The organism is Stakelama saccharophila, assembly GCF_032229225.1.
Lineage (GTDB): Bacteria > Pseudomonadota > Alphaproteobacteria > Sphingomonadales > Sphingomonadaceae > Sphingomonas > Sphingomonas saccharophila.
Genome location: NZ_CP135076.1, coordinates 2594597 through 2607650, shown reverse-complemented (window position 1 = coordinate 2607650; position 13054 = coordinate 2594597). Strand labels below are relative to the sequence as shown.

At 58.4% G+C, this 13054-nt stretch carries 13 protein-coding genes; 10 read left to right on the top strand and 3 right to left on the bottom strand.

Translation table 11 applies throughout. The annotated features are described in order from the left end of the window. Positions 1 to 301: 301 nt before the first annotated feature. A complete protein-coding gene (locus RPR59_RS12090) occupies positions 302 to 1051 on the top strand; it encodes a hypothetical protein (protein WP_313914387.1) in 750 nt (249 codons plus the stop codon). A 13-nt stretch (positions 1052 to 1064) separates the two neighbouring features. Next, positions 1065 to 2138, top strand: coding sequence for a PIN domain-containing protein (locus tag RPR59_RS12085; RefSeq protein WP_313914385.1), 1074 nt, complete (start codon positions 1065 to 1067; stop codon positions 2136 to 2138). Positions 2139 to 3050: 912 nt separating this feature from the next. On the opposite strand, the gene RPR59_RS12080 is transcribed toward RPR59_RS12085, so the two are convergent. Both RPR59_RS12080 and RPR59_RS12075 read right to left on the bottom strand, forming a co-directional pair. Continuing rightward, positions 3051 to 3851: a hypothetical protein gene (locus RPR59_RS12080; protein WP_313914383.1), complete on the bottom strand. Its 801-nt coding sequence runs from the start codon at positions 3849 to 3851 to the stop codon at positions 3051 to 3053. A 3-nt stretch (positions 3852 to 3854) separates the two neighbouring features. Beyond that, on the bottom strand, positions 3855 to 4127 hold the full coding sequence (locus RPR59_RS12075) for a winged helix-turn-helix transcriptional regulator (protein ID WP_313914381.1): 273 nt from the start codon (positions 4125 to 4127) through the stop codon (positions 3855 to 3857). Between the two features lie 245 nt (positions 4128 to 4372). Here RPR59_RS12075 and RPR59_RS12070 point away from each other — a divergent pair, with 245 nt between their 5' ends. Then, entirely contained in the window at positions 4373 to 6097 is a 1725-nt protein-coding gene (locus RPR59_RS12070; RefSeq protein ID WP_313914378.1) for an ATP-dependent nuclease, read from the top strand. A 395-nt stretch (positions 6098 to 6492) separates the two neighbouring features. Beyond that, positions 6493 to 7065, top strand: coding sequence for a hypothetical protein (locus RPR59_RS12065; protein WP_313914377.1), 573 nt, complete (start codon positions 6493 to 6495; stop codon positions 7063 to 7065). 146 nt (positions 7066 to 7211) lie between these two features. Here the strand turns inward: RPR59_RS12065 and RPR59_RS12060 are convergent, their stop codons facing one another. Next, a complete protein-coding gene (locus RPR59_RS12060) occupies positions 7212 to 8075 on the bottom strand; it encodes a hypothetical protein (RefSeq protein ID WP_313914375.1) in 864 nt (287 codons plus the stop codon). Positions 8076 to 9147: 1072 nt separating this feature from the next. Here RPR59_RS12060 and RPR59_RS12055 point away from each other — a divergent pair. The 6 genes from RPR59_RS12055 to RPR59_RS12030 all read left to right on the top strand — a co-directional run bounded on the left by RPR59_RS12055 (position 9148) and on the right by RPR59_RS12030 (position 12950). Beyond that, a complete protein-coding gene (locus RPR59_RS12055; RefSeq protein WP_313914373.1) occupies positions 9148 to 9663 on the top strand; it encodes a hypothetical protein in 516 nt (171 codons plus the stop codon). Further along, positions 9663 to 10301, top strand: coding sequence for a hypothetical protein (locus RPR59_RS12050; protein ID WP_313914371.1), 639 nt, complete (start codon positions 9663 to 9665; stop codon positions 10299 to 10301). Before RPR59_RS12055 ends, RPR59_RS12050 begins: the two co-directional genes overlap by 1 nt. 82 nt (positions 10302 to 10383) lie before the next feature. Continuing rightward, positions 10384 to 10908: a hypothetical protein gene (locus tag RPR59_RS12045; protein WP_313914369.1), complete on the top strand. Its 525-nt coding sequence runs from the start codon at positions 10384 to 10386 to the stop codon at positions 10906 to 10908. Positions 10909 to 10917: 9 nt separating this feature from the next. Next, entirely contained in the window at positions 10918 to 11454 is a 537-nt protein-coding gene (locus RPR59_RS12040; RefSeq protein ID WP_313914367.1) for a hypothetical protein, read from the top strand. Positions 11455 to 11466: 12 nt separating this feature from the next. Beyond that, entirely contained in the window at positions 11467 to 12069 is a 603-nt protein-coding gene (locus RPR59_RS12035) for a hypothetical protein (protein WP_313914365.1), read from the top strand. Between the two features lie 140 nt (positions 12070 to 12209). After that, complete coding sequence (locus RPR59_RS12030) at positions 12210 to 12950, top strand: hypothetical protein (RefSeq protein ID WP_313914363.1); 741 nt, start codon at positions 12210 to 12212, stop codon at positions 12948 to 12950. The last annotated feature ends 104 nt before the right edge of the window (positions 12951 to 13054 follow it).

Below are 13054 nucleotides of genomic sequence, written 5' to 3'. Positions count from 1 at the left end.
CGAGATCAACACTCGGGCCGTTGGACGACCGACATTGGGGCGCGAAGCCGACGACGGCATCCGCGAACATTGCCGACGTTCACGAGCCTTGGCCGGCAGTCGAAACCGGCCATTCGTTCACGCGGTGATTTCTGGCGCATCCTGGGCCCGGTTGTTGACCGTCCGCTTTCGGTGGAACTCGACAAAAGCTGACCGATGAAAGCAAGGGCGCTGGGGGGCGATAAGCTTCATGGACAATCTCCCTGTGAAGAGTGAGGCTTCGCCCATCGCGATTTTGGAAAAATCGGCTTAGGCAAACAACATGAACATCTTTGATTTCATCACCCAGGAAGAGCTGGAGGATTTACCCGATGATCCTCATCTGGCCTTCACCACCTTCGTTGGCCATGCGCAACGCCGCCTGAGCGAGCGGGCCAGTGAACTGGATGGTGGGAGCGACCAGGAAACCTATTACCATCTGGAAGAAGCGCGCCACGGCTTCATGAATGTCGTGATTGCGGCTGCTAAGCGCTACAAGGTTGAGCCCTTCGCTTCCATGGATGTGCCAACCTACAAGCAATTCGATCACGAAACCCATCGCCAGTTCAAGGCGGACCTGGACCACTACATGACGCAGCTTCTCCTGAATAATGTGGTGCGAGAGCGCAGCAATTCCGTGCCGCTCACTCTAAAAGCCAAAGACAGGATCAGGGGCCACATCCATGGGCTCAAAACCTGCCTGGACAATGCTGACCTGCCTGACGCTAAGCGCGCCGTGCTCATCAAAAAGCTCAGCGAATTTGAGGCTGAACTGGATCGAAAGAGGCTGAGCCTCCTAGCTGTCACCAGAATTACACTGGAAATTCTGGCTCTCCCAGGCGGGGTGTGGGCCAGTGGTGAGATTGTAGCCAAGCTCACCAACAATGTGCTGCAGGAGGTGGCTGAGGCTAAGGCGGCTGATGATGAGGCAAGACAGCTCCCACCAACCAGGAAACCCATGCAGCTCTCAGCTCCCAGGCGAGAAGTGCCTGCTACCAATTACGATGATTTAGACGATGACATTCCGTTCTGACTAGGATGTTTCAATGACAACGATATTTATCGACACTAATATAATTTATACGGAAAACTTCTTTCGCCCTCCATGGGTGAAGTCGTTTCTGAAAGCATGTGATATCCTCCAGATTAGTGTTGTTATACCAGAGGTCGTTGTAGACGAAGTTAAAGGCAACTTCCTTAAAGAAATAGTAGAAAGATACCAAACCTTTCAAAAATCGGAGAAATATTTAGGAAGGCTAGTTGAGCTAAATCCTAATCATTTGGACATCACGTCTATCAGTGCAAAATTTAATATTTTTTTTGACCAATTGCTGGATGAACATGGCGTAATTGTCGCTCCTTACCCAGATATTTCCCTAAAGGAAATCGTCAAAAAGTCCTATGAGCAGCCGAAACCTTTCAAGGAAGGTGGGGAGGGGCACAAAGATTTCCTAATTTGGGAAACCGTAAAATGTCACATCTTGGATGCTTCCACGTCTGGTTCGAATATTCTTTTAACAAACAATATAAAAGACTTCTCTAAGGATGACAAAAAGGAGAAGAACACTCTTCATCCTGATTTAGCTACGCAAATCGAGCCCAACGCGCTACGCCCCTCGATCCATTTGTCGATGAAAGCAGTGCTAGATGCGGAAATTATGCCGCTGCTTGAAGGTGTTGAAATTCAGGACATCCCCAGCCTCGGTCAACCAGATATCGAGCATATCACTGACAGTCTGCTGGGGGATGATTTGCCGCAGCGGACGGCTTTTGGGATTGAAGGCGTGCCATTTTCGAATGATGTGAGCATTAGTGGAGTAGGTGAGGCAAAGATTGAGAGCGTCAAGCTTGCGAAAGCTGATGATCAAATAGTCATCAACATAGCTGGCACCGTTGAAATTGAGGTTGATGGTTTCATAGATAAATTTGATTTTTATCACGCCGAGGAAATGTCTGGGGTCAGCGTTTGGGATCACAACTGGAATGACCATGTTGCTGCTGTATCGACGAGCATAGAAACACCGTTCGAATTGAGTGTATTTTACTCCTTAGACAATAATAAAGTAGTCTCGCACGAAATAGTGTTGACCGACGAAATTGAGAACTACTGGGAGAATTAGCGCAGATTCATCTCAAATCAGTCCGCTGCAACTCGACCTCAGTTGAGATTGCCCAAGCTCTATGCGCTGTTCCAAATTGGAGAGTCAGCGGCCATTCGGCGAGCAGCGCCGGGCGTCCATCCCCAGCCAAATAGGTGTTGGCTCAAGCAGTGAGTGCTAGCCGGCTGGGAAATGCATTCAGCCTTGACTTCATTCTTAACTCGTGCGGATTGTTACGCAATACCGCTCAGCCCTAAAGCATAGGTAAAAGTTCCACGCAGGATTGGTTTTAAACAAGAAAAGGAGAGCATCCATGGCACTTAAGCCAGGACCCAAGCCGATAGCAAAATCAACAGGGAAACCCGATCAGCGGCGGCGTGACAACAAAACCACGCCAGGTAACACACCGTCCCTAAAACCCAGCAAATCTAGTAAGCTCCCAAAAAAGAAATGAAAGAGCCGCCGATCGCCACCGTGCATGGGGATGATCGGTTTCGCTGAAACTGGCCATTCTTGGTCAGCGAATACGGAGCCGACGATGACGGCGAATGGGCCGGTTGCAGCCTAGTAGCTTCCAAGCGCCGGATCGCGCGAAGCGGCATTGGCTTGGTTTGGTGATCAACCCACGAAAGCTCAAAATCGGCCGTTCACGCAGTGCCTCGGGCGTCCTAGAATTTGCCGCTCGTTCACATGAGTGAACCGACCGTTTTGGCCGGTCGCGCCTGGCTCCTGAAAGCGCTGCCGCTAACTGGCTGCTGCTCGCGACGCCACCGCGCCTTCAGGGGCGGGATAGCCCAGGAAACCACCGCATGAGCTGCAAAGCGATCGTCACCCGGCAGGGCAGAGAGGCGGGCACCGCGACTCTGGAAGCCGGAGGCTGGTAAAGCGCCGTTCCCCGCTCGAGCCATGGGCAAAGAGCAGCATGCGTCGGTCCTAGCGACGCCTCGGCTTGGCGGGATGCTTCGGTGGCGGGGGCGGCGGCGCCGGGGGCGGGGGCGTCATCCGCATGCCTCGCGGCCAGACCGAATACGAGTCGTTCGAGGCCGGCCGGAACTGCGACATCGGGCGGCCAAGATCGAGCGAGCACAGCGCGTGCATCGCGCGCCGCCTCGGGTCCTGCCAGCGATCCGGGCGAGCGCGAAACTCAGCCTTGCCCTCGGCGTGCGGCTCCACGAACAGCGGACGGAGTTCGTCCGGGTCGGGGTCATCCCAGCGCGTGTCCCAGGACAGGATCACGTCGGAGCGCCGGCGGCGGCGATCAAGGTAATGATAGTGCCATCCCATGCCGTTGCCGACGCCATGCTTCTCGCGTTCAAGCGCATCTTCGCCGTCCGGCAATTCGCGGACGAGATAAATGACCACCGGCGCAGGCACGCGCGCGACGAGCGGGTGATGACGCAGAGGTTCAAGATAGCCGCCAACGGACCAGGACTCCGGCCACCCTTCGACAAAGCTCCTAAGGGTGCGCGGCTGAGCTCGCTCGGTCCAACGTCCAAGTGCGCGGGGCGCGGTATTCTCCACCCCGTCCGGCGCCCAGCCTTCGGCCTCGAGCGTGCGGGCCAGCGCGTCGACCAGCTGGCCTGCGCGATGGCTCATATTGTGCTGGTGCGCGTCCTCGGGCGGCAGCGGCGACCAGTCGCTCTCGCCCCAGATCTCGAGCTCATGGACGTGGTCGTTTTTACTGACCTCGCGGGCGAGGCCGAGCAGTTCGCGGGCGATCCGTCGTGCGTCCATGGCTCAGGCCGCTTCGCGCGGCCGCAACGCGTCGTCGGCCGCGTTCGCCGCGTCCACCGCGGGGCCCTGGTCGAGCGCCCAGGCGCACAGCGCCTCGAAGGGCACGCGGAGCGAATGGGTCAACGGCGTTATCGCATTTTCAACCCAGATCGGCCTGGTCGGCAGCACCGTCCAGGTGACGAGCCCGTTGCGCTTCAGCCGCTTTAACGCGTTGGCGAACGCCTTGTAGGTGATCACGTCGACGTGCCGCTTGATCTCGCAACCGATCGTTTCCATCGTTATTTCCCTCCCGGAGCCTCGATAGCGCGCCATGTGCATGAGCATCAACGCGTCTAAGCGTTATACCGGCCTGAACCACTCTTTCGCTCCGATCTGTCAGCATTGAGGCTGCCAAGAACCTTCGACTCGCAACTGGACATGCAAGCTCGCTTTGCTCACGCCCGCAAGCGGACTTCATTCATTGTCGGATTAGCGCCATACCACATGAGCAGAGGGTTCACGGTAGCAACCGAGGGGGCATAATGAAGATAACTAGGGTTGTTATCCGGAACTGGCGTTCAGTTAAGGACATTGATTTTTATCCCGAAGATATCACCGTGCTGGTTGGCCCCAACAATGCCGGCAAAACGAACATAATGAGCGCGATTAACTTCCTCATGGGGGACCGCTGGCCCATGCCAGCAAACCTCAACGATCAGGACTTCTACCTCGGAGATCGCAAGCGGGACATCTATATCGCAATCTATCTAGATCACCCCGAGGTCGGCTGCATCGAGTTCGATACGTCCAAGGACAAGTATGTCCTCACTGCATATGACGACCTTCATCGCCCCATATACGGCTTCAACAACGCCTACCGTGAGCAGGTTGCGTTCGCCTACGTGGATGCCGCTCGCAGCTTTGAACGGCAGTTTGGCATCAGCCGCTGGACCATGTTTGGCCAAGCCGTTCGCCTCTTACATGAGGACTTGAAGGCGTATGAGGATGGCGCCGCTCTGCCCCCCCTCAAAGATGCGCTCGACAAGGCCCACGAAATCCTGCGCACTGAACTGTATGTGAAGTTCGAGAAGGCCATGAAAGATGCTTTTGCGGCTCAGCTGAAGTCCGCTGGCTATGACGTGTCGTTTGAGTTCCGAACCATAGATGAGACGAACCTGTATCGTAGCCTCTACCCCATGTTGGTCGAGAACGGCAAAGCCAAGTCTCCGTCTGAGGTCGGCTCCGGTGTTCGCAATCTGCTCGTGCTCGCATTGTTTCAGGCATTCGCCGAGAGCTTTCGCGGAGGTGCTATCCTCGGAATTGAGGAACCCGAGTTATATCTGCATCCCCATGCGCAGCGCAGTCTCGCGTCTCAGTTCGAGGACTTAGCTGCACTCGGCAATCAGGTCTTCATATCCACACACAGTGCCGCGTTCCTGGACATCACACTAAGCGAGCGCATCGTCATCGTGGATCGCTGCCCGGATGACGAGAGGGAAGTTTGCTCCTCAGTTCGCACCAGTTCCACCGCCAAGCTGCTCGCGAAGCGGAACGGGCTTTATCCCGCCGGCAACATGAGCGAGACATCATTGCGCGCGTTCTTGCGTAACGTGAAGACGGTCGAGATGGCCGAACCCTACTTCGCGCGGATGGTCATCATCGTCGAGGGGCAGTCGGAACGAGAGGCGCTTCCAATGCTGCTCGCCAGGACTGGCCTGCAGTTGGACGCGGAGGGCATCTCGATTGTCGCGGCTGGTGGCAAGACGGTCCTGGATACCTTGGTCCACCTGTATGGCGCACACGACATTCCCACATATGTGATCTTCGACAACGATAAGAATGGAACTCCAGCCGAGCGCAACTTCAACATGACGCTCTGCCGTCTACTCGGGCGGCCGGAGACCGACCTGCCTGCGCCCGTTGTTGCCGCGAACTACGCGATACTCGATGGCGATTGGGAGCACCAAGTCGAGCATGATGTGGATGCCCTGTATGGTGCAGGCTACTATGCTAGTCTCGTGCAGAAGGCCAAAGAAGCGCTCCTCATCGTGGGGAAGCGCAACAAGCCGCTAATTGCTCGCTGGGTAGCTGAGCATCTCGGCTCGATGAACCAGGTTCCGCCCTTCGTTTTGCGAATCTCTGCGGCGGTTCGAGCGATGCTTCCCGGCCGGACTGCGCTTCCGCCTCCACCTCCGCCACCGCCTCCTCCCGTGCCGATGCAGAGTTCAGGTTGGGATTCGGGCCTAGACGATGACGTGCCTTTTTGATGCCGTTCTACCGCTCAGTTGATGTGGAGGCCCGCAGCTGCGCCACCGAGTTAACGTGGAACATTTCGCTGCTTACATGTTCGGCTCGACCCTGAACGGTTTTGGCCAAGACATTGATATTCTGATTGTAGGCCCAGGCGGTGATCTGCTGGCGCAACTCAAGAAGGAGATGCGGTGCGCAGGGCAAAGCTTGCCGCTCCATATTCTCTACATGCAGCCATCAGAAGAGTGCCACTCCCAGTTCGTAGCGAGAGAAAAGTGTATTCCTCTCGCGCAATTAGCATCGCCGGCATCTTGACTGAGCAGGACGGAAACCTGATCAAACGGTCGGTTTGAGGTAACGCGAGGTAGCCTCCTGTCGCCGAGGTTAACGCGCAACGCCGACGATCTAGGCGGTGGTATTATTCAGCAACTCCATTGGTGAGAATTTTGAAGAAATGCGTATGCCTTCAGACAAGGTAGTTGAGCTGGATGGTTGGGCTGACTTCGCTGGCGTTCTGCAAGACGAAGTGACCGCGATTGGACATGAAGGGCTTCTGCTAATACGAAATTTCGAGCTCGTAACCTGCGATGTCGACGCCGATATGAATCCAATTGGCGAAACCAACCGACTCGACTTAGTGCGTCGGACAGGCACCGATCGCGATGCTGCAAGCCTGATGTGGAACGCACCAGGTCATGACTTTGAGCATGACCGCGCGCCGACAGGCAAAGGCCCTGCTGACATTATTTACGCTTATGTCGCCGAACTCACAAAGAATGGCTACCGCGTTCACTATCTACCTGATGGTGAGCCCGAAGACTGGAACTTGACTGAGGGTCTCTTTGAGACCGACGGTGTGCTCGTCTACGACGCGGGCAAGCTGGATCGTGTGTCCAAGAACGAGCACTGGTTCAAGGGCGATCCCCGCGATGCGCTTCTGCTAGTGTTTAAGCTGCGCTCGGAGGACGCCGACAGCTGTGCTTGAGGTGCCTCCTCAACGACAGCTTTTGGCGTCAAATGCAACGCCTGCGAATGACCGAGTTTGGGGCTCAAACCCGACGTTTTGCTTCCATTCACGTCGCAAGACGCAAGCCGAAAACTGTCGCGCGACTCAGCGCGAGGTAGGCCATTTTACGGTCGCTTCAATCCATCGATAATGGCATCGGCATCGCGGCTCGCTTCACCTTCAGGAACCGTTGACCGCGCGGCTTCGCGCGACCGTCGCCGACCCCCTTCGCGCTCGCGTTCGTGATAGTCGTCGACCACCTTCACGATAGCCTCGCGCAGCTCGAATTCGAACTCCACGTCGCCGCACCAAAGATCGAGCACATCGAGTATGCGCTGCGTTTCTTTCGATCGCTTTTCCCGCAATTCAGCGGCGCGCATTTGCTTGCGGTCACCGGCCAATAGCTTGAGGTCGGGGTCGAGCATTTCGGGAGTCATATAGGCGCTTATCACTCGCATCACGGTCCATGCCGGGCCCATGGCAAAAACTGGCGACATGCGATGAAGTAGGTGTTCACTGACCGCCCATTCCAGGACCGCGGCATCCATCGATTTGGCTTCTGCATGTGCAGCTTCTGCGGCTTCAACCTTGGCTTCCGCTTTGGCGAGTTCTCGCTGGGCAGCGGACACAGATGCGGCAGTATCCTTCACCCGTTTCGAAAGCCGTCCAAGCTTCCGTCCGCTATTTGCGTCGGAGGTTATTTTCGGTCGACCGAGGCGCCGCCCATCGAATGGCTCGGTGCCACCATCCAGCCAGGCCAACCAAATGGATGGATTGATGTCAGACGGTCGGATAGCGTCCACCAGTTCACGCAACTTCTCTTCGCGTTCGGGCGCATCGTGCAGGTCGAATAGCGCCGATGTCGCGGGCGCTGTATGCCCGGTGGAGTTGCGCGCCACCGCTTCGATATATTTCAGAACACGGTCCGAAATTTCCGGCGAGCTTCGCGTGCCTTTTTGCGGCATTTCGCCTGACTTGTCGTCGTCCATCGCTGCCCTCCTTCGGATCGAGCGCGGCAGATTTTATGCCGCCCAAACCCCGTCCCCGCTGCTTCCAACGCATGCTCATTCATAGCGTAACGCGCCGGTGCGCGATCGACCAGTTGCTATGCGCGAAAGCTTCCGAAACGACGTTTGCTTCCGCGCAACGCCATGAACGGACGCACCTTCTGTCATAGCTAAAAAATTGGGCGCAATACCGCTAATCTGGGGTGCCCCCGGATTAGCCTGCGCCTTGAATGACAAACACGGTTTCCGACGACCGCGTCGCCCAACATAGCCGTGGCCGTCGATCGCCGCGTCCACCTCGTTCATAGCTTGATGGTGGGCGACCGATCTCGGCCATCGCCATGAACGAGCAGCGCCGATAACCCTCCAGCTTCTTCGCCAGGCTATGAGCGGAGCGCTGGTTTGTCATAGCCAGAAAGTTGGGCGCAATAATGCAAAATTGCCGCAGGCATTTTTGCTTGCGTGTTTGGTGCAAATCGGACTGACGATCGTGCCAAGCGTTCGCTTCGATTGGTGTCCGTCCTTGGCCTCGCTTCCTTCGTTCATAGCCTGGCGGGGCGTCTGCCTTTGCCGCTCCAGCTATGAACCGAACGCGTTCTTGCGTGGCCAGCTTAACCGCCGACCTATGCGCGAGGCACGGGTTTGTCATACCCTAAAGGTTGGGCGCAATACCGTAAACGTGCCGCAGGCGCGTTTACATGCGCATCAAGCCGTCTGGATGGCGTTGCCACCCCGAAGTGGCTCTGACCGACGCCTCGAACGGCACCGATCGCAATCGGCCCGTTCACAGGCGCGGCGTGGTCCCGGCGGATCCACGATGCTGCGGAGCGCAGCGTTTCGACGCATCAGCGTCGAGGTCCTCCATCGCATGACATGCGCTTCCGGAAGGCAGGGAGCGGCGTTGAAAACGCCGCTCGTCAGCATCCGAATGCCCGGCGAGAGCAGCCGAACGAAGGCAGGAAGAACGGGGCAACGAGCCCCGAAGGTTAAATGAAAACCTGAACGGGCTTGCCGCGACCGATCGGTCGCGGCCCTCTGAAAAAGGCTTACCGAAATGACCACTGATATCGCCGCGCGAGCAACGCTCGCGTCGGTCGCTTCCGGCAGCGTGCTTCAGGCACTTTGCGCATCCGACTGTTACGACTTTCATCACCTGCCGGACCTGCCCGAGCACACAATCGTCGTCGCCGATCGCGGCGTGTTGCTCAGCGTTACGGACGACGCAGACGCTACCTTTCGTGACGGAATTCTCGACGCCGCGACGCGTCTCCATCTCGACGCCGCGTTGCTCCGGATCGACCCGCGGGAAGTCGGACCGATCACCGTCGATCTCGCGCTCGGACTGCTGTCCGGCGCACCGCTCACGCTTGCCAATTTCGCGTTGTTCGAGACGCCGAAGGGTGACTTGTGGTTCGTGCCGCAGACTTGCCGCCCGGCGGTCGAAATTACGCCGGAAGGTTTCGTCCTCGAACTCGTCGCGCCGTTCGACACGCTTTCCCAACGCGATGCAGGCGTGCTGCGCGCGAGCCGCTCGGTGCACCGCATCCTCGAGCCGGCGGAGGCGCTGTGATGGCCAAGAAGAGGACCAGCACCACCGGCGTCCTGATCAACGGCGATCTCGAGCCCAAGGCGGCCAACCCGCATTCGTGGTTGCCGCTGATCGGTGATCCGGCAGGCACCGACGGATTGCGGATACTGTATGGCGTTTTGCGCCCCGACTATCGCGGCTGGACGAACACCGCGGCGCTGTTCGCGCGCCGAAAGATCGAGGTCGGCCTGGCTGACGATCCCGAGCCGTGGACGCAAGGCGCAGCGCGTATCGATGTGCTGCTACCAGACGCTGCAGACGACTGCTTTTTATCCCCGCGAGTGTTGATGGAAGCGATCGACAGCGAGCCGATCGTGCAGCCCTATCTGCTGACCTACGTGACGTTCACCTTCGCGACCGACCGGCTACACACGCAGTGGGAGCTGGTTCGCCGCTACGCGCGAGATCATCTCGTCGGAGAGCTTGGTGCCGGGGTTCTCGTCATCCAGCATGCGCCGAACAGATCCGGCTACGGCTCTTTGCCGCACGTCCATCTGCTGGTGACGCGCAAAGTCACATCGCTCGGCCTCGCCGAACCGGTATCAGTGCTCACCGGCGACAAGGGCAGACAGCTGATCGTCGAGGCGTTCGCCTCCTACGCCGCCGAACTGGATCGCTGAAAGAAGCCGGGCGCGCCGTGGCGCGCCCGGTGGAGCGCTTCGAGCAGGCTCAGGCGCCAACAATTCGAAAAAGGAAATTATAATGAACACGACCACTGCCCGTCGGCAGTCCGGGGAGGCGCGCGCGCTTCTCGCGCTGATGGAGATCGCCAAACACGCCAACTGGCGACTAGATCGGACCGGCGCGAGCCTATCTCCTCGCTTCGCCACCCATCTCTACTCCGATAGCGCGCAATTGCTGCTCGTGCCCTCGATCGCCGAGCTCGACTGGCAGCTGCGTTCCGCGAACGCCGCGATGCGCGAAGCGCGCAGCGACGCGCTGATCGCGACGCTGGGACCGAGCGGTGCCGAACTCCGCTTCGCGATCGGGCTTTGGACCTCGGCACGCAATATGTGGTTCGCCCCCGCCTGGCCTTGGGTCGACCGCAGCTCGCTGTGGTTCGGGTGCGATGACCTACCAGGCGAGGCGTTCCCGGTCGTCGAGGGGCGCCTGCAACGCAAGGCCGCTCCGTGGCGCGACGGTGCTGATGAGGAGCACGGCCGAGCGAAGGCCAGCCGCTGGTTCGAGCGGGTGCTGACGGGTCCTTCCGGCATCAATAATAAATAGGAAAATCCGATGTTCTCGATACGCGAAACCCAGCCGCGCCACCGCGCAATCCTGGCCATCTGCAAGCAGCTCGGCGGCAAGGCCGAACGTATACAATCCCGGCTCGGTGTTCCCGATGCCGTGAAGCTGATCGACCGCAGAGCGGTGGTGACTGCGGGCGATCTCGATCAACCGCTCGACTTTCATCAGCTTCGTCCGCTTGCACTAGCGCACCGGTGCGATGTCGTCGCCACCTATTGCGATAAGGGCAAAGCCGGCCACCGCTTCCTGTTCGACATCGTCCTCAACCGTGACGGCAAGGTGACGATATACGAAGAATACCGCTTGTGTGTTACGCGCGGCGGGGCCCGCTTTTTCGTGCCCGAAGCCGGCGATGGTGCGGTGCTCACCGCATTGACCCGGCGGCTGAGCGCCCAGAAGCGCTCGCCGTTCCAAAGTAAAGCCGGCCGTCTGATAGCCGTAACCAACGGCCAGGCCGAGCTCCACAAGACCATTTATCCGCATGCGCGCAGCGTCGGTGCCGACGATCCGTGCGCGCGCTACTGAAAGATCATCCGAATGCTTCACTATCCCGACAAACTCAGAGTCCTGTTTCCAGGCTACGAGGTGCGCGACCACCGGTACCATCTCGTATCGATCGACAATGTGCTGACCGTGCACCGGCGACCCGGTGGCGAATTTATGTTTCAGCTCGATCCGCTTCAGAAGCTCGGGCCGCGCAGCTATGCAAGGTGCCTGATCGATCTCGCCGCCGATCTCCAAGCGGGCTACACGCTGATCGTCGTCGAGCGCGATCGCTTCCTCTTCCACCTTGAGACAGCGGCGCGCGAGCATGCGGCGAAGAAGGATAGCGACGAGGTCGAGCGCTGCGCCCACGTCATTTTAGAGCACACCCATCACCGCATCCGTGATCATCTGGACGGGTCTGACGACGGCATGTTCAGAGCCGATCGGATGATGGTCGGCTATCGCAAGCGCGGGTCGCGAGATACGCAGGGCGGCACGGGCAAATGGAATGTCCATAACGGCATCGTCACGCCGCGAGCCGAACAGCTGTGGCACGCTATCGTGCGCGATCTGTGCGATGTCCGCACCAGCCACCGGGCGTTTGCAGCGTGGGACCGGTGGACCAAGGCGAACCGGCCGCCGATGCCTCGCTGAAAGACACCGTGTTGCTGCATAGAGAGTCACCAATGCATATCATCTGGCTTACCTAGCGACCGAAACTGACGTGTCGGGGCCCCAGGGAAATGTGGCGCAGCGAATCGCTGCACTGAATTGACCAACGGGGAAATAAACCGATGAAAAAGACCATCGCCGCCGGGCTCATGATGGCTACCTGCCTTTCTGCCTGTGCCAGCACGTATCGTATCACCCCAATCGCTGCAGCAGGCCAGAAGGTGCGTTATGAACAGGGTGTGCCAACTACCGATAAGATCCGTTCGAACGGATCGGTGAAAGTGACGCCGGTGAAGGTTGCCGACAATGGTCGCCTGGTTTTTGCGGTTGCCGCGCTCAACACCAGTGACCGGCCCTCCAATTTCGGCGTCCAAAATATTTCTGTCACCGATGCGGCTGGCGGTTCGATCCACGTCTACGACCATGACGAATTGGTGCGAGAGGCGAAAAATCGCGCGACCTGGGCAGCCGTCGCTGCGGCGCTCGCAGGTGCTGGGGCGGCAGTGGCAGCGAACCAGAACGCGTATCGAACGACAAACGCTACGATGACTGCGCCGGGAGGGCGCATCTACACATACCGCGCGCGGAACTACGATCCGACAGCGGCTGCTGTGGGCACTGCTGCAGCCGCGGCTGGAACTACTGCCGCAATGATCGGCATCCGCGACGCGCTGGACAAGACGCTGGCCGGTCTTCACGGGCAGATCCTTCAGACGACCACCATTGATCCGAACACCGCTTGGGGTGGGAAGGTCGTTGCGGACAAGTTGCCGGGCAAGGGTTGGCCGCGCGAGGTGGCGGTAAAGATTGACTGGAACGGTGAGCGCTTTCCGTTTCGGTTCCGCGTGGAGAAAGAAAAGTAATCGAAGGCGCTATCAGGGGCGGCTCGTGCGTGGGGAACCTCCATTACGGACCTTCGCAGCATAATGATCTTGTATCGAAAGGCTTTTCTAAGCCTTTTGGTCTT